The sequence below is a fragment of the Mycobacterium paraterrae genome (assembly GCF_022430545.2).
Taxonomy (GTDB): Bacteria; Actinomycetota; Actinomycetes; order Mycobacteriales; family Mycobacteriaceae; genus Mycobacterium; species Mycobacterium paraterrae.
In genome coordinates this window covers 2,029,067-2,051,243 of record NZ_CP092488.2, presented here as the reverse complement: position 1 = coordinate 2,051,243, position 22,177 = coordinate 2,029,067, and the positions used below count along the sequence as shown (strand labels likewise).

24 protein-coding genes and 1 pseudogene are annotated in these 22,177 nt (G+C 63.8%); 18 read left to right on the top strand and 7 right to left on the bottom strand.

Translation table 11 applies throughout. The annotated features are described in order from the left end of the window. The first annotated feature begins 94 nt into the window (after nt 1-94). The 4 genes and pseudogenes from MKK62_RS09825 to MKK62_RS09810 all read left to right on the top strand — a co-directional run. Nucleotides 95-1,585, top strand: a complete 1,491-nt coding sequence (locus MKK62_RS09825) for a neutral zinc metallopeptidase (RefSeq protein WP_434085047.1) — start codon at nt 95-97, stop codon at nt 1,583-1,585. Nucleotides 1,586-1,860: 275 nt separating this feature from the next. Next, on the top strand, nt 1,861-2,190 hold the full coding sequence (locus tag MKK62_RS09820) for a DUF4333 domain-containing protein (protein ID WP_240261256.1): 330 nt from the start codon (nt 1,861-1,863) through the stop codon (nt 2,188-2,190). 174 nt (nt 2,191-2,364) lie between these two features. Further along, a complete protein-coding gene (locus MKK62_RS09815) occupies nt 2,365-2,670 on the top strand; it encodes a transposase (RefSeq protein ID WP_240261257.1) in 306 nt (101 codons plus the stop codon). Continuing rightward, nucleotides 2,670-3,560: pseudogene (locus tag MKK62_RS09810) on the top strand (IS3 family transposase); the annotation flags it as partial. The gene MKK62_RS09815 and the pseudogene MKK62_RS09810, both read left to right, overlap by 1 nt. On the opposite strand, the gene MKK62_RS09805 reads toward MKK62_RS09810, so the two are convergent. After that, entirely contained in the window at nt 3,531-4,157 is a 627-nt protein-coding gene (locus MKK62_RS09805; protein WP_240261258.1) for a TetR/AcrR family transcriptional regulator, read from the bottom strand. The pseudogene MKK62_RS09810 and the gene MKK62_RS09805 overlap by 30 nt on opposite strands. A gap of 168 nt (nt 4,158-4,325) precedes the next feature. Here MKK62_RS09805 and MKK62_RS09800 point away from each other — a divergent pair, with 168 nt between their 5' ends. From MKK62_RS09800 to MKK62_RS09740, 13 genes are all read left to right on the top strand, one after another. Continuing rightward, the gene (locus tag MKK62_RS09800; protein ID WP_240261259.1) at nt 4,326-5,051 is read left to right on the top strand and encodes an alpha/beta hydrolase; all 726 of its coding nucleotides are present in this window, start codon (nt 4,326-4,328) and stop codon (nt 5,049-5,051) included. Nucleotides 5,052-5,183: 132 nt separating this feature from the next. Then, nucleotides 5,184-5,669, top strand: coding sequence for a peroxiredoxin family protein (locus MKK62_RS09795; RefSeq protein WP_240261260.1), 486 nt, complete (start codon nt 5,184-5,186; stop codon nt 5,667-5,669). Nucleotides 5,670-5,762: 93 nt separating this feature from the next. Then, entirely contained in the window at nt 5,763-6,794 is a 1,032-nt protein-coding gene (locus MKK62_RS09790) for an NADH:flavin oxidoreductase (RefSeq protein WP_240261261.1), read from the top strand. Between the two features lie 40 nt (nt 6,795-6,834). Continuing rightward, nucleotides 6,835-8,280, top strand: a complete 1,446-nt coding sequence (locus MKK62_RS09785) for a dihydrolipoyl dehydrogenase family protein (RefSeq protein ID WP_240261262.1) — start codon at nt 6,835-6,837, stop codon at nt 8,278-8,280. A 187-nt stretch (nt 8,281-8,467) separates the two neighbouring features. Continuing rightward, nucleotides 8,468-9,406 carry an NADP-dependent oxidoreductase gene (locus tag MKK62_RS09780; protein WP_240261263.1) on the top strand — a complete coding sequence of 313 codons (939 nt, stop codon included), beginning with the start codon at nt 8,468-8,470 and terminating at the stop codon, nt 9,404-9,406. A 283-nt stretch (nt 9,407-9,689) separates the two neighbouring features. Next, nucleotides 9,690-10,853 carry a glutathione-independent formaldehyde dehydrogenase gene (locus MKK62_RS09775; RefSeq protein WP_240261264.1) on the top strand — a complete coding sequence of 388 codons (1,164 nt, stop codon included), beginning with the start codon at nt 9,690-9,692 and terminating at the stop codon, nt 10,851-10,853. A 99-nt stretch (nt 10,854-10,952) separates the two neighbouring features. Continuing rightward, a complete protein-coding gene (locus MKK62_RS09770; RefSeq protein ID WP_240261265.1) occupies nt 10,953-11,516 on the top strand; it encodes a type 1 glutamine amidotransferase domain-containing protein in 564 nt (187 codons plus the stop codon). Further along, nucleotides 11,513-12,007 (top strand): hypothetical protein, encoded by a 495-nt coding sequence (locus MKK62_RS09765; RefSeq protein WP_240261266.1) that lies wholly within the window; start codon nt 11,513-11,515, stop codon nt 12,005-12,007. The genes MKK62_RS09770 and MKK62_RS09765 overlap by 4 nt, the downstream gene beginning before the upstream one ends. Further along, on the top strand, nt 12,004-13,179 hold the full coding sequence (locus MKK62_RS09760; RefSeq protein WP_240261267.1) for a zinc-dependent alcohol dehydrogenase: 1,176 nt from the start codon (nt 12,004-12,006) through the stop codon (nt 13,177-13,179). Before MKK62_RS09765 ends, MKK62_RS09760 begins: the two co-directional genes overlap by 4 nt. Nucleotides 13,180-13,241: 62 nt before the next feature. Then, entirely contained in the window at nt 13,242-13,661 is a 420-nt protein-coding gene (locus MKK62_RS09755; RefSeq protein WP_240261268.1) for a GlcG/HbpS family heme-binding protein, read from the top strand. A gap of 289 nt (nt 13,662-13,950) precedes the next feature. Then, a complete protein-coding gene (locus MKK62_RS09750) occupies nt 13,951-14,964 on the top strand; it encodes a helix-turn-helix domain-containing protein (RefSeq protein WP_240261269.1) in 1,014 nt (337 codons plus the stop codon). Between the two features lie 132 nt (nt 14,965-15,096). Further along, the gene (locus tag MKK62_RS09745; RefSeq protein WP_240261270.1) at nt 15,097-15,927 is read left to right on the top strand and encodes an MBL fold metallo-hydrolase; all 831 of its coding nucleotides are present in this window, start codon (nt 15,097-15,099) and stop codon (nt 15,925-15,927) included. Nucleotides 15,928-16,080: 153 nt separating this feature from the next. Continuing rightward, entirely contained in the window at nt 16,081-16,848 is a 768-nt protein-coding gene (locus tag MKK62_RS09740) for an enoyl-CoA hydratase/isomerase family protein (protein WP_240261271.1), read from the top strand. Between the two features lie 28 nt (nt 16,849-16,876). Here the strand turns inward: MKK62_RS09740 and MKK62_RS09735 are convergent, their stop codons facing one another. Further along, nucleotides 16,877-17,542 (bottom strand): NIPSNAP family protein, encoded by a 666-nt coding sequence (locus MKK62_RS09735; RefSeq protein WP_240261272.1) that lies wholly within the window; start codon nt 17,540-17,542, stop codon nt 16,877-16,879. Between the two features lie 8 nt (nt 17,543-17,550). Beyond that, nucleotides 17,551-18,123 carry a carboxymuconolactone decarboxylase family protein gene (locus tag MKK62_RS09730; RefSeq protein ID WP_240261273.1) on the bottom strand — a complete coding sequence of 191 codons (573 nt, stop codon included), beginning with the start codon at nt 18,121-18,123 and terminating at the stop codon, nt 17,551-17,553. Nucleotides 18,124-18,201: 78 nt separating this feature from the next. Between MKK62_RS09730 and MKK62_RS09725 the strand changes: the two genes are divergently transcribed. Then, complete coding sequence (locus MKK62_RS09725) at nt 18,202-18,876, top strand: GntR family transcriptional regulator (protein WP_240261274.1); 675 nt, start codon at nt 18,202-18,204, stop codon at nt 18,874-18,876. Between the two features lie 49 nt (nt 18,877-18,925). Here the strand turns inward: MKK62_RS09725 and MKK62_RS09720 are convergent, their stop codons facing one another. From MKK62_RS09720 to MKK62_RS09705, 4 genes are all read right to left on the bottom strand, one after another. Next, nucleotides 18,926-19,660 carry an SDR family oxidoreductase gene (locus MKK62_RS09720; RefSeq protein ID WP_240261275.1) on the bottom strand — a complete coding sequence of 245 codons (735 nt, stop codon included), beginning with the start codon at nt 19,658-19,660 and terminating at the stop codon, nt 18,926-18,928. A 54-nt stretch (nt 19,661-19,714) separates the two neighbouring features. Beyond that, complete coding sequence (locus tag MKK62_RS09715) at nt 19,715-20,716, bottom strand: nitronate monooxygenase (RefSeq protein WP_240261276.1); 1,002 nt, start codon at nt 20,714-20,716, stop codon at nt 19,715-19,717. A gap of 66 nt (nt 20,717-20,782) precedes the next feature. Beyond that, entirely contained in the window at nt 20,783-21,175 is a 393-nt protein-coding gene (locus MKK62_RS09710; RefSeq protein WP_240261277.1) for a tautomerase family protein, read from the bottom strand. Between the two features lie 17 nt (nt 21,176-21,192). Continuing rightward, nucleotides 21,193-22,176: an NAD(P)H-dependent flavin oxidoreductase gene (locus MKK62_RS09705; protein ID WP_240261278.1), complete on the bottom strand. Its 984-nt coding sequence runs from the start codon at nt 22,174-22,176 to the stop codon at nt 21,193-21,195. Nucleotide 22,177 lies beyond the last annotated feature (1 nt).

Here is a 22,177-nt window from a genome sequence, read left to right as displayed (position 1 = left end):
GGTCGACATTTCGACTACCGTCGCGGTCAGGGGTGCGCGCCGGCCAGCATTGACCGGCGCCAGCCGGGGCATGTGATCGCCGGGGAGGGTGCGCATGAAGCACCGCGCGCAGCGGACTACCGGACGGCGATTACGCCACCGTACCGGTGTTGCTGTCGCCATGGCAGCGCTCTGTCTTGTCCCGACGACTGCCGGGTGCTCCTCGCCTACGGTGTTGACGGGGCGACCGGCATCGATGCTCTACGACCCCAACCGCGTGGGTGGTTTGCCTGCCGCAGGAGGCTTCACCGGCCGGCGCCCCGAGGCCGGGCCGCCCAATGGCACCGTCGAGGGCACCGACGGAAGCGACGACGATCGACTTGCCCTGTTGGCCGTCAACGATATTCAGGACTTCTGGACGGCCACCTATCCGCACTACTTCTCCGGTGAATACCGGCCGATTACGGCGATCCGATCGTATGACTCGCGGAGCCCATCCAGCCTCGGCGCATGCGGGGTTAACAACGGCTACAAGTCGGTCAACGCGTCATACTGCCGCCGCGATGACTCGATCGCCTGGGATCGCGGCGTCCTGATTCCTTTGACCCGTCGGTACTTTGGTGACATCGCCGTTGCCGGCACGCTGGCACACGAGTTGGGCCACGCGGTGCAAACCCGAGCGCACAGCGTCCATTTCTTCAACCACACGCTGACTAAAGAGCAACAAGCGGACTGCTTTGCCGGGGTGTATCTGCACTGGGTCGCCGAAGGCCACTCAAGCCGGTTCGCGATGAACACCACCGATGGACTCGACCATGTGCTCGCTGGTGGAATCACTCTGCGCGATCCGACCGACGAGCCCGAATTCGGCCATGGCGCACACGGTTCCGCGCTTGACCGGATAGGTGCTTTTCAAGAGGGCTTCAACGGAGATCCTGCTGTGTGCGCCGCCATCGACCACAATGAGATCGAGCGTCGCCACGTAGGTCTGCCTCCCGCACTTCAGAACTACTCCGCGGATGACTCCGCCGCCGGCGAAATGCCCATCGACGAACATTCTTTGGGGCTGTTGATGGAAACGTTGACGGCCATCTTCCACCCCGATAAACCGCCCACCTTGACGGTCGGTGGGACCGCGGGATGCTCTGATGCACGGCCGAGCCCGCCTGCGTCATATTGCCCCTCGACCAACACCATTGACATCGACCTACCTGGGCTGCGTGAGATCGGCTCCTACACAGACCGCGAGAGTCACCAACTTCTGCAGGGCGACGACACAGCATTTTCCGTCGCCACCTCGCGTTACGTGCTTGCGGTGCAACACCTGCACGGCGTCACGTTGAACGGGGAGCGGGCCGCGCTACGTACCGCGTGTCTCACCGGAGTCGCCCAACGCAGTATGGCTACACCCGTCGCGGTCCCGTCGGGCAACAATCTCACGCTGAACGCCGGCGATCTCGACGAGGCGATATCCGGTTTGCTGACAAATCATCTCGTGGCCAGCGACGTCAACGGCGATAGCGTGCCAGCCGGCTTCACTCGGATTACCGCGTTTCGTTCGGGTCTGGTCGGTAATGCCGCGCAGTGTTACGGGAACTTTCCGTGAACCGACCACCGCCACCTTTCGGAACGGGCGAACCGCCGCCGGGCAGCCCCGGATATTGGCGTCCCCACTTCGACGACTCAGCCAGCGTCACGCGACCGTTGCGACGCCCAGCCAATCGCGGGCCGTTGCCGCCCGGCAACCCGCCGCCACGACCGTCGGAGATCCCGTGGTACTCACAGCGTCCAGACCGCGCTGTACCTGAGGCATCGCATGCCGAGCGGCAGCCGTCCGCTAACACCGTACATAGCGGTGCCGCAAGAAGTTTCAACACACGTGTGCTGTGGCCGCTCTGTGGGGCGGGTGGCTTGGCCCTGCTGGTCGCCGCTGTGGTGGTGATCGGCGATGTGGCATACCCCGGCAGCACGGGTGGCGCCGAGCTCGATGTGGCTAAAGTGCAAGACGGTGTGCTGCAGACCCTTTCCGATCCGGCGAGCGGCTACGGCGCCAACACCGTCACCGATGTCAGCTGCAACGGCGGGCGCAACCCCAGTGCGCGCCAGGGAACGACATTCGCCTGCGATGCCACCGTCAACGGCTCCGCCCGCCACGTCATGGTTCTCGTCTCGGACGATCGTGGTACCTACGAAATCGACGGCCCGCGTTAGTTTTGTTTGTCCAGCAACGTCTTAGGTGGTGCCGGCTTCGGAAGCCGGACGCGGCCGGTACCTCATACAGTGCTCGAGAGCCATATTCAGGGCAAGCTCGACCGGTCTGAGGCTCCCCCCGGAGGGCGGACATCGAGATAGCGGGATTAACGGTCCCGCTGGAAGGATGTCATCATGTCCCGAACCCGTCGGTCTTTCTCGACCGAGTACAAGGTTGAAGCCGCTCATCGGGTGATCGATTCCGGGCGTACCATCGCCGAGGTTGCTCGCGAGCTTGGCCTGAACGAGGGCCTGCTCGGACGGTGGGTCGCCGACGAACGTCGCCGTGTCGAGGCGGCTGCCGCCCGTAACGAGGCGCCGTTGACCGTGGCCGAGCGCACCGAACTCGCGCGTTTGCGCAAGCAGGTCGCCGAGCAGGAGAAAGACATCGCGTTCCTGAAAAAAGCTTCCGCGTACTTTGCCGCCAGTCAACCGAGGTAGACCGGTTTGAGCTGATGGCCGCAGAGTGCGCGACCACCGCGATCACCCGAATGGCACGGCTTCTGGAGGTCTCTACCTCCGGCTTCTACAAGCATGTGAAGCGTTCGGCAACAACGGAATTAAGCGATCGAGAGCAACGGAAGGCCGACCTGACTGTGAAGATCATCGACCATCATCGTGAATCCGCCGGGGTCTACGGCTCGCCTCGGATCACCGCTGATTTGCGCGCTGCCGGTGAGGTGGTGTCGGAGAAGACGGTCGCCAAGATCATGGCGGAGATCGGTCTTGTGGGCATCAGTCCGCGCACGTTCAAGGTGCGCACCACGATCGTCGATCCCACCGCGTCGTTCCCGGCTGATCTGGTCAATCGCCACTTCGATCAGGGTCGATGTGATGCCGTGTGGAGTTCTGACATCACTTATCTGACGTGCGGTGAAGGCGACATGTTCTTGTGTGCGCTGCGTGACGAGCATTCCAAACGGGTGCTGGGCTGGTCGGTGGCCGATCACATGCGCACCGAGCTGGTCACCGATGCGCTGGCCCAGGCGGTCGCGGTGCGCGAGGGCAATGTCCGCGGCACCGTCATGCATTCAGACCGCGGGGTTCAATTCACCGCACAGGCAATGGCGCAGGCGTGTGCTGAGGCCGGCCTGCGCAGATCGATGGGCGCGACCGGGATCTGTTGGGACAACAGCGGCGCGGAGTCTTTGTGGTCAACGTTCAAACACGAATACTATTACCGGCATGTGTTCGCAACGAGGGCGGAACTCGTTGCAGCAGTTGACAAATGGATGAACTACTACAATAATCAGAGGCGTCATTCGGCGATTGGAATGCTCAGTCCGGTCGCCTACGAACAATCACTCAAGGCAGCCACGCAAGCTGCATAACCCCTGTCCACTTTTCGGGGGGAACCTCAGTCGGGAACTGCGTGTCGTTTGCGCCATCAGCAGTCCGCCTTGCAAGGCGGTCATCATCGTCAAGGCCAGCTCATCGGCATCAGCCTCCGCGGCAATTTCACCGTTCTCGCGCATCGCGGTGAAGCCGCGGGACAGAAACGACTGCCAGGTCGAGAAGGAGCGTACGAGCTCTTGCCGAGCCGACTCTGACCGATCGGCGAGCTCGCTGACGAGCGAACCTAGTGGACACCCGCCGATGCCGTGGGTTTCGCGGACCATGCTCACCAGGTGAGCGCACCAGCGTTGCAGCCCTTCCCACGATGTGAGTTCTTCCAGTTCTGGCTCCTGCGCCGAGATGACCTGGCCCAGTTGGGTCCTGATGACTTCACCGATGAGCGCGTCTTTGTTGGCGAAGTAGTGGTACAGCTGCGACCTGCTAGTACCGGTCGCGGTCATCACGGCGTCGAGACTTGTCCCGGCAACGCCGTGCTCCCGGACCAGCGCTGCCGCGCCTTCCACGATCCGGGCTCTAGTTGCCGCGCCGCGCGACGTCAACTTCGCGGCAGGACGAGGCTGCTTCGATGCCACCGCAGCACACTATCCGGAATTGGAATTGTCAGTCCAGTTTTCCTTGAGGATGCTGTTGGCATGCAAGCGCGGCAATCCATTTTGCGCCGGTCACATTCGGCCCGGCACAATGCATTTCGCACATACGGGCAGCTAGTGAGTCGCCGCGCTGGTGGTTGGGGAGCTTGAGTGGCTACCAAGATATCGACGCCTACGATCGTGCTCGTCCACGGCGCCTTCGAGGACGGTTCGATATGGAACAAGGTGATCGAGCGGCTGTGGGATGACGGTTTTACACCTGTCGTGTTCGCCAACCCTCTGCAGGGTGTGGCGGTCGATGCCGCGTACCTTCGGAGCGCTATCGCGGGGATCGATACCGCTCTGGTGTTAGTGGCTCACTCCTACGGTGGAGCGGTGATCACCCAGGCCGGTGACGATGCAAGGGTGAAGGGCCTGGTGTATGCGGCCTCTATCATGCCCGCCGCGGGTGAGGCGGCCAGCGATTTGCTCGGCCGGTTCCCAGGAAGTTCATTCCTCACTTCGGTGCACGAGGTTCCCTTCATGTTGCCAGACGGAACAAGCGGTTCTTACCTGCTCTATCAGTCCGACAAGTTCCACAGTCAGGTCGCTGCCGATGTCCCAGAAAGGGATGCTGCATTGATGTGTGCCACTCAGCGACCGATGAATTTGGCAGCGTTGACCGAGAAGCTGTCCTCCGCCGCGTGGACCACGAAACCTACCTGGCAAATCAGAACCCTGCGGGATCTCGCTATCCCGCTGCCGGAACAGGAGTTCGAAGCCGAACGTGCCAAATGTTCTGTCAAGGAAGTGGATTCGTCACACGCGGTGACGGTGTCGAATCCAGACGTGGTGGCAAATGTCATAAGAGAAGCCGCACACCTCGCGAGCCGGTGACGACGCCGCCGCCCCACAAGGGCGCCCTCCGTGGGAGGGGCGATTAATGCCGTTAAGGCTGAAAATGGGATTGCCAGTCCAATCCTGTGTTTGCATCATGGCTAACAGTTGCGCCCGCCTGGAGGGAATTCGATGTCGCGATTGCATTACGGCCAGCCGTTTCCTGAGCTCGCCCTTCCGGCCGTGGGGGGTGGCACCATCTCGTTGCCGAGCGATCTCGCCGGATCCTATGGCGTCGTCCTGATCTACCGAGGTGCATGGTGTCCGTACTGCAACGCCCAACTGAGCGCGTTTTCTCGTGCACTCGATGCCCTTCACGAGGTCGACGCGAAGGTGGTGGCCTTGTCGGTCGACGACGAGCGCACATCGACCGAGCTGGTAACCAAGCGTCGGTTGGAGTTTCCGGTCGGTCACAGCGCCGACGCCACCAAAGTCGCCGGGCTGGTAGGCGCCTACGTGAACGACGACCCGCGCTATCTGCAGTCGACCGGCTTCGTGTTGGCCCCCGATGGGACGACACTGCTGGCTGTCTACTCGAGTGGAGCCATCGGGCGGCTGGTCGCTGACGACGTCGTCGGCTTCATTCGGTATCTGAGCAAGCATGCGGTAGCCCGCTAAATGTCCGAGCAGCATCCCACGCACTTTCAACGTCTGTTCACGCCAACAACAATCGGTTCCGTTGATCTCGAGAACCGGGTGGCCTTGGCGCCGATGACGCGAATCAGCGCCACCGCCGACGGCCTGCCCACCCAACGAAGCCGTGACTACTACCGGGTCTTCGCCGAAGGTGGCTTCGGTCTGCTCATCACCGAAGGAACCTATATCGACGAGCACGCCAGCCAGGGCTACTTCAATCAGCCCGGTATCGCGAACGATGCTCAGTGCACTGCGTGGGCTCGAGTCGTAGAGGGTGTCCATGAATCGGGCTCGAAGATATTCCTGCAGTTGATGCATGCGGGCAGCCAGTCACAGGGCAACACCTACCTGAAAGCCACCTGGGGGCCCTCAGCGGTGCGTCCGGAGGGCGAGCAACTGGCCATGTACCGCGGTTCAGGACCGTTCCAGGTTCCCGAAGCGATGACGCACGAACAGATCTCGCAGGTTCGTACCGCTTTCGTCAATGCGGCACGCCTAGCCCGCGATGCCGGCTTTGACGGCGTGGAAATCCATGGAGCCAACGGCTATCTGATTGATGAATTCCTCACCGATTACATGAACACCCGCAGTGACGACTACGGCGGCAGCATTCACAATCGAGCCCGTTTGGCGGTGGAGGTCTGCAGCGACGTCGCGAGCGCCGTCGGCGCCGATATCGCCGTCGGCATACGCATCTCTCAGGGCAAGGTCTCTGATAGCCGTCACACCTGGGCGGGTCGCGAAGATGACGCTGCGACGATTTTCCGCGCGCTGGGCACCAGCGGCATTCATTACATTCACACGACCGAATACCGCGCTCTTGCACCGGCGTTCAGCGATGCCGAAGCTACGCTGGCAGGCTTGGCCAAATTACACAGCGGATTGACGGTGATCGCGAACGGTCACCTGGACGACCCACGTGATGCGACCAGCATCCTCGAATCCGGCTCCGCCGACGTCGTCGCCTTGGCGAAAGCTGCGCTGGCGAATCGAGACTGGCCCCGACGAGTCGCAGCGGGACGGCCGTTGGCGCCTGACGTGCCGCCGGACCTATTCGGACCGATCGCTGACATCAAAGACTGGGAACTCAAGCCCGTGGAAAGCTAGGAGCGCCAATGACTTTCGCCAACGGTTGGGAGCGGTAGGGATGGCCGGCACGCCACTGTACGACGTCATTGTCGTTGGCGCAGGCCCTGTGGGACAGACAGTAGCCACACGGGTTCGGGCACAGGGCCTTTCGGTCGCGTTGATCGAACGGGAACTCGTCGGCGGCGAATGCTCGTACTGGGGATGCGTACCGAGCAAGGCCATGCTGCGACCGGTGTTGGCGCTGAGCGATGTCCGCCGCGTTGACGGCGCCCGGCAGGCGGTCACTGAACCCGTCGACGCGTCGGGAGTTTTTGCCCGCCGTGACCGCTACACGACCAACTGGGACGACACCGGCCAATACGACGCGCTGACCGCGCTGGACGTCGACGTCATCCGCGGCCACGCCCGCCTTCTCGGGCCCCGGCACCTCAGTGTCACCCATGCCGGTGGCGCCGATCAGATACTGACGGCACGGCACGCCGTCGCGATTTGCACCGGCAGCACCGCCTCGATACCGGACATTCCCGGTGTGTCAGAGGCTAATCCGTGGACCAACCGGCGAGCAACCGACACCCATGCCGTACCGCGCAGACTCGCCGTCGTCGGTGGCGGCGGCGTCGGCGTGGAAATGGCCACAGCGTGGCAAGGATTAGGTTCACAGGTGACTCTCCTGGTCCGCACGTCGCAAGTCCTGCCACGCATGGAACCTTTCGTCGGTCGGCACGTCGCGCAAGGACTCATCGGCGCCGGTGTCGATGTGCGCACGGACACCCACGTCACCGCTTTGCGCCGAGAGGAAGCCACCGGCCCCCTCGAGGTGACGCTGGGCAGCGGTGCGACCCTGACCGTCGACGAGATCCTGTTCGCCACCGGGCGCACTCCCAACACGACGGATATCGGACTCGACAACATCGGGCTTACGCCGGGATCGTGGCTAGAGGTCGACGACGGCTGCCTGGTGCAGGGAGTCGAAGGCAGCTGGCTCTACGCACTCGGCGACGTCAATCACCGAGCGCTACTGACCCACCAGGGCAAGTATCAAGCCCGCGTCGCAGGCAATGCGATTGCCGCACGCGCCCACGGCCGGCCGCTAGACACCAGTCCCTGGGGTGCCCACGTCGCGACAGCCGACACCGCCGCCGTACCGCAAGCGTTTTTCACCGATCCAGAGGCGGGCGCGGTCGGTCTGACCGCCGCCGAGTGCGCCGATCGCGGATACCGTTGCAAGACAGTTGATGTCGATATGGGCGCCAGAGTGCCGGGAGCGAACTTTTTCGCCGACGGCTACACCGGGCAGGCTCGGCTCGTTATCGACGTCGACCGCAACGTGCTATTGGGATTTTCATTCGTCGGGCCAGGTGTCGCCGAACTCCTGCACGCCGCGACCGTTGCCATCACCGGCCAGGTCACCCTCGAGCGGCTGTGGCACGCGGTGCCGTGCTTTCCCACCATCAGCGAAGTCTGGCTCAAACTGCTCGAGTCGGCCCGAGACTCCCTCGGGTAAGCCGAGCGCTTCGCCGGATGAGTAGGCGGCCAGCTACTTAGCGCCGCCGCAATCACCCCGCGTCCGGTCGCTGGTTCACCGCTGTGTCGACGGTCACGCCGGCCGTCGGGAATTGCTTCGATACCGAAGCATCTTATGTCTTCTACGAGCTGCTTCGATATCGAAGCAAACAAGAACGGAGGAGATCATGAAGGCAGTGCGATACCACCAGTACGGCGCCAGCGACGTGTTGCGCTACGAGGACGCGCCACACCCGGTGCCTGGTGCACAGCAGGTCGTCGTCAAAGTAGCCGCCACTTCGTTCAACCCGGTCGATGCCGGTATTCGGGGCGGCTACCTGGCGCAGGTGTACGAGGTCAGCTTCCCGCACATTCCCGGGGTCGACGTCGCCGGCACGATCGCCGAGATCGGTGACGGCGTGCGGGGTTGGAACGTCGGCGACGCCGTGGTGGCGTTTCTCCCGCTCGACGCCGACGGCGCCGCCGCCGAGTACGCCGTGGTGCCGGCCGACGCGCTTGCCGCCGCCCCCTCTTCCGTGCCGTTGGCCGACGCTGCCGCGTTGCCCGAGCCGGCTCTGACGGCTTGGCAGGCATTATTCGAGATCGCTGGGCTCACCGCCGGGCAATCGGTGCTCATCAACGGTGCCTCCGGCGCGGTCGGTGGCTACGCGATCCAGTTGGCCCAGCAGGCGGGGGCGCGGGTCACCGCGACCGCCAAGGACCGCGACGCCCAGCGGCTGCGCGCCCTCGGCGCCGAGCGCACCGTCGACTACATCGACTACGACCAGTCGCCGATTCATGTCGAGGGAGCGCCGTTCGACGTGGTGCTCAACCTGGTTTCCACCACCGACGAGCAAACCGACGCCCTGATCCGTCTGGTAGCCGACGGCGGATTCCACGTCGGCACAATGGTTTTCGGCCCCAAGGACCCGCCGCGCGGCATCCGCACCCAACGCGTGTTCGTCCGCAGCGACGCCGCCCAACTCGCCGAACTGGTCGAGCGCGTCGACCAAGGCCGGCTACGCATCGAGGTGGCCGACCGCCGGGCGCTGGCCGAGGCCGCAGCCGTGCACGCCGACTCCGACAACGGCCGCCTGCACGGCAAGATCGTGTTGACCGTCGAATAGCTCGACGGCATCGCAGGACCCGTCTCGCGATTTGTGCGTTTAGCGTCGCGCCGATGGGGCATCCCGGTTGGGCGCAGGTCGCCGCATGAAGAAGCACAGAAGATTGGCTTCTGCGACCATCATCCGCCAGCTGAGCCCATCGCCTGGACAGGGTGACTTTTCCGGCTGACGAAACCAACTGGCTCACCGCCTGGCGACTAGTCGTGTTGCGTCGTCAACCCCGGCCGCGATCCGTTCGGTCGGGACCATCCTCTCCGCAGAAACCGTTCCCAGGAGGCTCACCGTGAAAGCGATTGTGTACGACGGACCCCGTCAAGTCAGCGTCAAGGACGTGGCGGACGCAAAAATCGAGCGGCCCACCGATGTCTTGGTGCGGATTACCACTACCAACATCTGTGGGTCGGACCTGCATATGTACGAGGGCAGAACCGATTTCGAGACTGGCCGTACGTTCGGCCACGAGAATTTGGGCGAGGTCGTCGAGGTGGGAAAGGGTGTCGACAAGGTCAAGGTGGGTGAGCGAGTCTGCCTGCCGTTCAACGTCTCCTGCGGATTCTGTAAAAACTGCGAACGAGGCCTCACCAATTACTGCCTGACCACCCAGCCGGAACCGAATATGGCGGGCGCGGCGTACGGATTCGCCGACATGGGGCCGTGGCAGGGCGGGCAGGCGGAACTGCTGCGGGTGCCCTACGGCGACCACAACTGTCTACGGCTTGGTGAGGACGCGGTGGACAAAGAGACCGATTACGTGATGCTCGCCGACATCTTCCCGACGGGTTACCACGCCACTGAATTGGCCGGGGTAATTCCTGGGGACTCGGTGGTCATCTACGGCTCGGGACCGGTTGGCCTGATGGCGGCGCTGTCGGCAACGATCAAGGGCGCGTCGAAGGTGATGGTGGTGGACCGCCACCCCGACCGGCTGCGACTGGCCGAGGAGATCGGCGCCATTCCGATCGATGACTCCAAGGTCGATCCCGTCGAATTCGTGTTGGAGCAGACCATGGGTCTGGGTGCCGACCGGGGTTGCGAGTGCGTGGGTTACCAAGCGCACGACCCACAGGGCAACGAGGATCCGAGCATGACGCTGAACAGCCTGGTGAAAGCGGTGCGGTTCACCGGCGGCATCGGCGCCGTCGGCGTGTTCGTCCCGCAGGATCCTGGCGGCGTGGACGACATGGCCAAGCGGGGTGAGGTGGCCTTCGACTATGGGCTGCACTGGTTTAAGGGCCAGACCCTCGGCACAGGACAGTGTCCGGTCAAGAAGTACAACCGCCGCCTGCGCGACCTGATTGCGGCCGACAAGGCCAAGCCGTCTTGGATCGTGTCCCACGAATTGGGCCTTGACGAGGGTCCCGACGCCTACCAGCACTTCGACAGCCGCGACGACGGCTGGACCAAGGTCGTGCTGCACCCGAACGGCTTCCACAAGAAAGCCAGCTAACGGTCTCTGATCCCTCCTCCACACGCTGCCCTACAGCGGCAGCACGACGGCCTGCCATAGAGGCACGCCGCAAATCCCCCTCTTTGAAAGGAATTCACAATGTCAGACGAGTTGCACGGGACACGGGTCGCGATCCTGGCGGCAGACGGCGTCGAGCGCGTAGAGCTGGAACAGCCGAGACAGGCTTTGCAAGACGCCGGGGCCACGATCACGCTGCTGTCGTTGCATGACGGCGAGATCCAAGCTCGCGACCACGATCTGAAGGACGCGGGCACGTTTTCGGTTGACGCACTGGTGAAGTCGGCGTCGGTCGATGAGTACGACGCGTTGTTGCTCCCCGGCGGCACGGTGAACCCGGACCAACTGCGTCTGGACTCCGACGCGGTCGCCTTCGTCCGTGACTTCGTGTCCTCCGGCAAGCCGGTTGCCTCGATCTGCCACGGACCGTGGACGCTGATCGAAGCTGGTGTCGCGAAGGGCCGAACTCTGACCTCCTTCCCCAGCATCCGCACCGACCTGCGCAACGCCGGCGCCAACGTCGTGGACGAGGAGGTGGCCCGCGACGGCAATCTGATCACCAGCCGCTCGCCCGACGACCTCCCGGCCTTCTGCTCGGCGATCGTGGAACTGTTCAGCCACGCCGGTGCGAGGAGCGGCTCATGACCAACACGGTGAGCAAGATTGCGCAGGCGGGGCTCGACGGCGCCGGCCAGTTGATCCACCAGCTGCAGCGCAGGCTCGGCGGCGACGGCAATGGAGCCGCGGACGCCGAGCCACGATCGCGGTGGCACAGCGTAACGATCAACAAGAGTCCCGATGAGGTCATGCTGGCGGGTCGGCTGCCCGACCCACTCCTAGCGCTCGGTGACCGTATCGAGGTGCAGGTCCGCATTGCCCCAGGCGACAAGGGCACCGAACTCGCCGCTCGGCTGCGCCAACCGGAGCCCGGCGGCCCGGCCTCGGTCGGCGCGCGACTGTCCGGTGACGATCCTCGCCAGCAGGTCCGGGCTGCGCTCCGCCAGGCCAAACAGCTCATCGAAGTAGGTGAGGTGTTGCGGGTCGATCCCGCACCGCACGGCACCCGCAGTGCCGCCCCAACCGGCAAGCTCGTCGACTTGGCGACCCGGCGCGCGGGTGGGGAGGGACTGCTGTGAAGGCTCTCTGCTGGACCGGCGTCAACGAGACCTCCGTGGAGACCGTCGACGACCCGAAGATCCTCAATGACCACGACATCATCTTGAAGGTCAAGCTCTCGACCACCTGCGGATCAGACCTGCACCTGCTCGGCGGTTACATCCCGACGATGCGGGCCGGAGACGTGCTCGGGCACGAATTCATGGGCGAGGTGGTCGAAGTGGGCCCGGCCGTTCGCAACCACCAGGTCGGCGACCGGGTGGTCGTCGGCTCGTTCATCGCCTGCGGACAGTGTTGGTATTGCACACACGAAATGTTCTCGCTGTGCGACAACGGCAACCCGAATCCCGCGCTGACCGAAGGGATGTGGGGGTCGGCGATCGGCGGCTGCTTCGCCTACAGCCACGCCCTCGGCGGCTACGCCGGCAGCCACGCCGAGTACATCCGCGTTCCCTACGCCGACCATGGTGCATTCGCTGTGCCCGACGGGGTCTCGGACCTCGCGGCGCTGTTCGCCTCCGACGCCGCCCCGACGGGATGGACCGGCGCCGACGGCGCCGGCATCACTCCCGGAGACACGGTCGCGGTGTGGGGTGCCGGCGGGGTCGGGCAGATGGCCGCCCGCGGTGCCATGTTGATGGGCGCCGAACAGGTCGTCGTCATCGACCGACTGCCTGAACGCCTGGCACAGGTTCGACAGCACATCGGCGCCGAGACGCTGGACTACACGCAGGACAGCATCGTGGCCGAATTGAAGGAGCGCACCGGTGGTCGCGGCCCGGACGTGGTGATCGAGGCAGTCGGCATGGAGGCCCACAGCAACGGGCCGGCGTACCTCTACGACCAAGTCAAGCAGCAGCTTCGGCTACAGAACGACCGCCCGACCGCGTTACGGGAGGCCATCTACGCCTGCCGCAAGGGGGGCAGCCTGTTCATCCTGGGCGTCTTCGGTGGCGTCGTCGACAAGTTCCCACTCGGCGCAATCATGAACAAGGGGATGACCGCGCGTGGAGCGCAGCAACACGGGCAGCGCTACATCCCGAGGATCTTGCAACACATCGCCGACGGTGAACTCGACACCGAGCACCTCGCCACCCACGTCCTGCCGCTCGACCAAGGCCCAGCCGCGTACAAGATGTTCAAGAACAAAACGGACGGCTGCGTACGCGCTGTGTTCCAACCGACCGGGTGAGACAGATCGGCGAGCATGCGCTCGCTAATCGTCCCCACCAGACTGATGGAAGAAGGTGAAGCATGACTGTCACTCATACCTCGGTGTCGCTCGACGATGCCCAACGCGTCATCGCCGCCGGATTGTCCAAGGCCGAGGAGATCGCCTCGCCGTCCAATATCGCGGTCGTCGACGCTGGCGGAAACCTGGTCGCCCATGCGCGGATGGACGGCGCCTGGATCGGCAGCATCGACATATCGATCAATAAGGCGTTCACCGCACGGGCACTCGACATCTCCACGGAAGAACTGGCCGCAAACGCCGCCCCCGGCAACCAGTTCTACGGAATCCACGTGTCGAACCGAGGCCGAATCATGATTTTCGCCGGCGGAATCCCGCTACAGCAAGGCGGTCAGATCGTCGGCGCGGTCGGCGTCAGTGGAGGAACCGGGGACCAAGATAAGGCCGTGGCACAGGCGGCCGCGAACGCGTTTGCCCCATGACCGACGTCGCCTCGACACGCCGCTTCAACGCCCAACCTTGATCGGTCACTTTGCAGCACAACGTACTTCGGCGGAGCGACGGCAGGCGTGGCGGGTCTGGCTGAAAGTGATCGAAGATCGGCGTGCTTTGATCGGCTGCTGGCGCGAGCACTCGGTAATCCTTATGACGCCTTGAACAGTGATTTCGATCAAGTCACCGCTTGTCTCGACGCAGCCGCTACGGAACAGCATCGTTCGGAATTAGGTAGAGTCATGTCGCAAGTTGTCCGCCGCTTGAAGGGGGATTCCCGTGGCGCGCGACCCCTTAGCCGTGGCCCTGGTCATTTTCGATCGAGCGCCGATGTTCGAGACCTCCGTGCCGATGTCGGTATTCGGCATGGACCGATCATCAACGGGTGCACCGAAATTCAAGTTTCTGCCGGTCGCAGGCGAGGACGGACCGCTCACCACGACCGGCGGCTTGGTCGTCACCGCGCCCTACGGACTCGAGGCCCTGCAAGACGCATCCATCGTGATGCTGCCCAGTTGGCGTGATGTACACGAGCATCCCCCGCAACCGGCTTTGGACGCGATCCGGGCAGCACATGCCGACGGCGCCATCCTGGTGAGTTTCTGTCTAGGCGGCTTCGTTCTTGCGGCGACCGGACTCCTTGATGGCCGGCGCGCGGCATCTCACTGGTTCTACGCGCCCACCCTGGCCAGAATGTACCCGGCGGTATCAGTAGATCCCGATGTGCTGTTCGTCGACGACGGTGACATCATCACCGGAGCGGGGACCGGCGCTGCGCTGGATGCCTGTTTACACCTCGTCGCCCGCCAATGGGGGGCACGCGCCTCCGCGGCGATCGCCCGACGGATGGCCATGCCACCGCGACGAAGCGGCGGCCAACCACAAGTCCTCGACAAGACACTACCCATGCCACAACCTGGAAAAGCATTCTCCGACATCATGTCTCACGTCGTGAAAAATATAGACATGCCGATCGACGTCAACGCACTTGCCCGGCGCGCCATGATGAGCCGGCGCAGCTTCGACCGTCAATTTCGAGCTGTCACCGGGATGTCCGCGCTGCAATGGATCCTGCAGCAGCGGGTCCTGTTCGCTCAGTGCCTACTCGAAGACAGTGACGACTCTATCGACACCATCGCCCAGCGGTCAGGTTTCGGAAACGGAATCGCGCTGCGCCGCCACTTCCGTCGTCAGGTGGGTATGAGCCCCCTGCAATACCGCCTGCACGCACAGACCAAACACAATGCGCCGCTTCATGACATGGGCGGCACCCTGTTACGCCCGTCGTGCTGATGCATCCACCCAACCACGACACCTGGCTAAACCGCTTCACCGCCAGCTCATACTGGACCGGTGGCCGAATCCGACCGATTTGTGCCATCGCCGATCTCACGCTCGACACCCCGGGCCGCCAATGATGGGTTGATGACGCCGGCGGCAGCGACACATTCGCTGACTGATCGAACTGCCCTGACCATCACCATCATCGGTGGGCCAACTGCGTTACTCAACATCGGCGGAGTAAATCTGTTGACCGATCCCACCTTCGACCCACCCGGAGCGCATACCGTTGGCCAGCGCACGCTGACGAAAACATTGGGCCCCTCGATCGCCGCCGAGGACATCGGAACCGTTGATGCGGTGCTGCTGTCACACGATCAGCATCCTGACAATCTTGATGAAACCGGTCGCCGAATCGTACTGGCAGCACCGTTAGTGCTCAGCACCGCCGCAGCCGCAAAACGTCTGGGCGAACCTGTCCAGGAACTCCCCGTCTGGCGAACCCGCGAGCTGTCAACTCCTAGCGGCGAAAAAGTACACATCACCGGCGTTCCCGCCCAACACGGCCCACCCGGAACTGAGCACATCACCGGAGAAGTACGCGGTTTCGTGCTGCGCGCGCCCGGTGCGCCAACCGCATACATCAGCGGCGACAACGCCTCCCTGCCAGTCGTCCGCGACATCGCCGATCACTGCGGGCCTATCGATGTTGCCGTAATTTTCGCCGGGCGGGCGCGAACATCGCTGCTTGACGCGTACCTCACTTTCAGCGCCGACCAAGCGGCCGCCGCAGCGCAGATCCTGGGCAGCCAAATTGTGGTTCCACTGCACGTCGACAGCTGGGAGCACCTGACCGAAACCCGACAAGCCATCGAGCCCGCTTTCGCCCACCGCGGCCTGAGTGATCGCCTGTTCCTCCTCGAGCCGGGAGTGTCGAAGGCTTTCGCCACGCCCCTGAACGCTGAGCACACCTAGCCGCTAACGACCCGCCTTTTGCGCGTAAGTGGAAGGAGGAAATGAGAGACGCGAGGGATGGCTCCACCGAAGCGCTATGCCCATCGCACCCGAGTCCCGAATTAACCCTTTGCGAACGATGAACAGGAGTTCACGATGAGATCGCGTCTCAGCGTGGCGAAGACCGGCCCGGTCGCCACAATTACCTTCGAAGGCGATCCTTTTCACAAAGTGGAGACGACTTTTCCCGCCGAACTCGCCGCGGCCCTGTCCCAAATTCGAGCGGCACCAGAGGTTCGCGCCGTAATTCTTCATGGATCAGGCGACCGTTTCTCTGGCGGCGCTAATATCGCCGTCTTGCCAGAACTCGAAGACCCCAGCCGGGCCCGAAGCTGGCTCACCTCACAGCACTCAGCAATCGCTGAGCTCGCGGGGTTTGGTTTACCGGTCATCGCGGCAGTGCACGGCTTGATCCCCGGCGCAGCGATGAACATTGCCCTGGCCGCAGATTTCATCGTCGCCGCGCGCGATGCGACATTTCGCCAATCCTTCATCAAGATCGGGCTCGCTACCGATATGGGTTCGCTGACCCTGCTTCCTCGTCGCGTCGGCCATCACAGGGCGCGCCAGCTGTCCTATACCGCCAGACCGGTCGGAGCTGACGAAGCCCTCAGTATTGGACTTGCCGACCAGGTCGTCGACCCCGACGAATTAATGGATGCAGCAACGGCATTGGCGCACGAGCTAAGTCGGTTACCTTTGGCCGCTTTCGCCGCGACCAAGGCCGCGTATACCGCCACGCAGGGCTTGAGCCTCACCGAATCTCTCGATATCGAACAACGCCTTCAGATTCCCGTCATGGCGACGGCCGACTACACAGCGGGCACAACGGCATTCCTTACCGGAGTCGAGGCCCATTTCGGCGACCGGCCGACGCCCTAACGCACCTCTCGCCGCTCTGTAACGACGCCTAGTGCAGGGGTGAGTCGGGCAGCGGCCAAGCCATCGTGGAGGTGGCCTGCAAGATGTGTTCGGGGCCGCCCGGCGGTGGCCACATGCCCGCGTCGACGAGGCGCTGGCGGACGGCTACTCGCTCGTCGAGCCCCGGAAACGGCCAGATGTGGACGATGCGCGCTGGCCCGTCGAGCGCATACATGACGACGGCAATCGGATCAACGAGATGGCGGCCTGGAAGTTTGATTCGCCAACCTTCGATAGTCGCGGGTATACCGCCGGGGACGAGGTGATAGTCCCGGATTTCATAGACCGAGCCGAACTCACCCGTGGTGACTCGCGGCATGAAAGGAAACGGTGCGAAGCTCTGCATCGTCAGGTCGGTGAGGTGGTTGCCGGCGCCGAACGGCCGGGAACTGCGCGCCGCGCGCATCCGCTCGGCGGCCAACTCAGCGTCGTCCTTGAATTCGCGCAGCACATAGATGCGCCCGAGAACGCCATGTTCGGCCTCCCATTTGCCGAGCAGGCGACCTCGGGCGTCCGACGACGTCAGCCACGGGTCGATGCCGGTTTTCGCAGCGGCGGCATCTGGCAGTCGAAAGGCCAAGGTGGTCAGTTCGTAGCGGAGCGCCTGCTCGGCGGGGCTGACGTCGTCCCCGGTGATTTCGACCGGTTTGCTCACGCGCTGATTCACAGCGGTGACGTCCGGTCGCCGATCTTGTCGGTGGTCTCCAAGGGAACGCGGGTCGCGTTCAGGAAGAGACTGAGCAGGCTGAACCAAGCGATTGTCGTAATGTACTTGCGCGTCAGATCGGCACCGAAGGTCTCCAGGAGACCGGAAAGGGTGTCGTCGGCCAGAGTATGTGTGGCGCCGTACATTTCGTCGGCGGCGCGGCACAGCAGCACGTAGTCGTCGGCGATTCCCCGCACGGCACCGTCCGCGGCGATGGCGTCGATCTCTGCCGGCGTCAAGCCGGCGTTGGCAGCCATCTTCTCGTTGGCCTGCCACTCGTAGGGGCTGTCGAGGACGACGGCTGCTCGCAGGATGATCACCTCGCGGTGGCGCGCGTCAATGCCCTCGGCACCGAACACGGCACGCACCATGCCGACCAACCCGGTGAACATGTCGCCGGTCCCCGCCATCATCCGCATCACGTTCAGCGTCGTGAGCGGGTCGTAGTCGGCCCCGACGACCTCGCGCGCCACCTCGTGCTCAGGCAGCGGTACCGCGACGGTTGCGCGGTAGGGCTGTGGTTTCGCCACAAGACCTCCTCTTCCAGGTCGACACCTGGACATCGACCAAAGACGACTACTGCATGCAGTCTGTATACAATGATAGCGATGACCCGTGACCGCGAACAAACCGAGTCCGCTTACCGTCGGCTTCGCACCTGGATCGACGAATGGACGCTCGAGCCGGGAGCCGTCCTCGGCGAAGTTGATCTGGCCGCCCGGCTGACTGTCAGCCGGACTCCCCTGCGCGAGGCATTGGCACGCCTTCGCAGGGAAGGGCTGGTCGAGCAAGCTCCCGGGCGTAGCGCCGTGGTGGCCCCGGTGTCGATCGAAACCGCCGTGCATCTCTATCAAGCGCGCGAAGCACTGGAGAGCTACGCGCTGGCTTTGGCTGCTCGAGGACCAACTGGGCACCTTTTCGCGTCAATCGCTGAAGAGCTCGACCTGGCGCTGGCTGCGTCCGCCGGGCCCGAGCGTGCGTACGAACTCACCACTTCCTTCGACGCTGCTCTCGGAAAGGCTTGCCAAAACCCGATACTGGCAACGATGCTCGAGGAACTCAACGTCCGACTCGCTCGACTGCGACGCCTTTCACACGACAAACCCGACCGAATCCGTCGCGCCTTGGAACAGCGCGTGACGATCGCGCGTGCAGTAGTAGCCGGAAATGGCGATCTCGCTGCGACGCTCAACAGCGCGCGGTTACGCGAGAGTCTAGAAGTGGTTGTCGATGCACTCACCAACACCCTGCTCGGACCAGTCGTCGATCAGCCCCTGCCATGACCATCGGCGCCTGGCGGTTTCGATGGCGTTGCAGCGCAGATACTTTGCGCTATTTCTGCGCCGTGGAACGGATGACGAGTTCGTTGACATCGACATCAGCCGGCTGCTCGATCGCATACGCAATAGCGTGCGCGACCGCTGCCGGATCGAGCGCCAATTCGTCTCGGCGAGCGGTCATGTCGGCCCTGACCTGATCGTCCGGTACCGAATCGACGAAATCGGTATTGACAAAACCCGGCGAGACCATCGCGACGCGGATCGTTGGACCGGCTTCTTGTCGCAGCCCATCAGTTAGCGTGCGAGCCGCGGCTTTAGTGGCGGCATACACCGCCTGGCCCGGCACGGTCCGGTACGCCGCCGTGGAGATGACATGAACAAACTGGCCACTGTCCTGGGCCCGGAAAATGGGCAGCGCCGTGGCGATTCCGTACAGCAGCCCGCTGAGGTTCACAGCCACCATCCCGTCCCAGTCTTCGACGCGCAGGTCATCGAGAGCCGAGACGGGCCCGATCCCGGCGTTGCCTATCCAGACATCGAGTCGGCCGAATCGGCTCTGGGCGAGTTCTGCGAGGCGGATGTGATCGCCTCGTTGCCGAACATCGGTGACTGCCACGTCCACTTCCGCTCCGGCTGCCTGCAAGCTCTCCTTGAGCGCTTCGAGGCGGTCCCGCCGCCGCGCGCCAAGCACGACGCGATGACCGCGTTGCGCGAGCAGCCGAGCCGTGGCGGCACCGATCCCCCCACTGGCACCGGTGATCGCAATAACCTTCGAGGGTTCAGCCACGAGTACCTCCTATGTCGGTCGGGCCGAAAGGCCTCGCACGTCCGATCCCGCGGATCACAGTCGGGCGGCCAGTCGGCGCAGGATGTCAGCGGTGGATTCGGCGGTGGCATGCCGATAACCTCGGCCTGCCCACAGATTTACCAGCTCGGGTTGACCTGCTGCCGCCGCCGCTTTGCGCAATGGGCTGGTGAGATGGTGTATCGCGGGATAGCCAAAGGGCGCGTCGGCGTCGAAGGTGTCGATGAATCCGTTTCGTAGTCCTCGTGCGGGGCGTCCGGAGAAGCAATGGGTCACCACGGTCTCTGTGCGTGCCGGATCAGCGAGTGCCGCCTGGTATGTCGAGGAGGCGCCGCTCTCGTCCGACCGCAGCAGCACTGTGCCGACTGCCGCGGCGGTCGCCCCCGCCCTGATGACGTCGGCAACGGAGTCAGCGGTGGCCAGTCCACCTGCCACGATCACCGGCAGTGACGTCTGTGACCGGAGTTCGTGGACCAGCTCGACAATGCCGATCCGCGCGGGTTCGGCCAACGGTGACAGTGTCGCCGAATGCCCGCCCGCGGCGGGGGCTTGTCCGATCAGCACGTCCACCCCTGCAGCCTGTGCTCGCGCCGCTTCTGCTCCTGTGGTTACCGTCTGGGCGACGACACTGCCCGCGTGACGCAATCTCGCGATGACGTCTTGTGCGGGGATGCCAAAGGTGAACGACACCATCGGCACTGGGTCGTCGAGAAGCAGGTCGATCTTGGCGTCGTAGCCGTCGGTGTCCTCGATCGGTTCCGGGGGCAGCTCCACACCGAACCGCTCGGCACGCTGTCGTATCAATGCGGCGTAGCGACGGTAGGCATCACGGTCGACGGGCAATGGGTTCGGCGCGAATACGTTGACTCCGAACGCGATTCCCTCTGCGCTGACCTGAGCGATTTGCGCCTCGAGATCGCCCACCGTCTTGTAACCGGCGGCAAGTGTACCCAGGCCTCCGGCGCGCGCGGCGGCGATGACCATTTGCGGAGTCGTCGGTCCACCTGACATGGGTGCAGCGACAAGCGGAATAGACATCGCGAAGTCGTCGAGCAACGCGTCAGCCTCACTTTCTCCTTTATCCCTGATGCTTGTTGGCAGCCTTCAACTCAGCTCCCCGGTCAGGAACTGAGCCCGTCCGTGTCCGAAAGACCAGTCCTCGTCGCCATTTTCAGAGATCGACACGATCAAGTCGCTCGGGTCGAGTGCGCACCGGGTGGCCAGGTTGTCGCTGAGCAGTTGGTAAAACCGCTGTTTCATGGTCGCAGTACGCCTCCTGCTCACGACGTGCACAATTACGAGGGAATCGGATCGATCGATTCCCAAACCGGTATCCCAGGCGACGACTTCGTGAGTCGGATGGGTACGTACCACTTGGTAGCGGTCGCGGACGGGTACGCCGAATGCCTCGACGACCGCATCATGGACCGCATCGAGCAATACCCGGATGGCCTCGGGTGCACGACCTTCGATGAGGTCGACGTATATCAAGGGCATCGCTGTGGTCCTTCGCGTCAGACTGTTTCGTGTTCCGGCGTGTGGCGGTTGAGAATTTGGCTCGCGGTGGCGACCATCTCGTCGATGATCGCCGCGACGGGCTGCACCTCGCGGATCTGACCGACCGCTTCTCCAACGACCACGTCGGCGAAGTCGTAATCTTCGTCCCGCCTGGCGTTGAGGAAGCGGGTGCGTTGCGCGTCGATGTCGGCACGCAACTCGTCTTCATTGCCATGCCACCGGTCGGTGAAGCTATTGCGCAACGTGCGGATGGTGTAGGGCGCGGGCCATTCGAGCTGACGAACGATGTCGAGCGCGTTCTGACGGACGGTGTCGTCACCGGAGGCAGCGAGTGCATGTTTCTTGGCGGCCAGCGGAATTGGCGACTCTGCCGCGGCCCAGAATCGTGTCCCGATCACAGCTCCGTCGGCGCCGAGCGCGAGCGCGGCAGCCAGGGAGCGGCCGTCAGCGACGCCGCCCGCGGCGAGCAACAGGGTATCGGGGGCGTAGCGGTCGAGCAGGTCGGCCACCTCTGGGATCAGGGTAAAGCTGGACCGGTGCGCCATCCCGTGGCCGCCGGCTTCTCCACCCTGGGCAATGACGGCGTCGGCGCCGATGTCGATGGCTCGGCCAAGCTGCTCGAGCGTCTGGATCTGGCAGATCAGCGGGATGCCCGCGCCGCGAATGGTCGGCGCAAACGTACTCTCGTCTCCAAAGGACAACACGATCGCGGCGGGTCGCCGGTCGATGACCTTCGCCAAGTTTTCAGGATGGTCCCCGAGTGCCCAGGTGATGAAGCCGACACCGAGCCCGTCGATTGGTCCCGTCGCGAGCTGGTCGTCGAGCCAGGGTTGTGTGCCATAGCCAGCGCCCAGAATTCCTAGGCCACCGGCGTCGGCGACCGCGCGGGCGAGCTTCCAGTCGGACACCGTCGCCATGGGCGCCAACGCAATCGGGTGCCTGACCCCGAAATGTGCGGTGAATCGGGTGGGCAGTGTCATG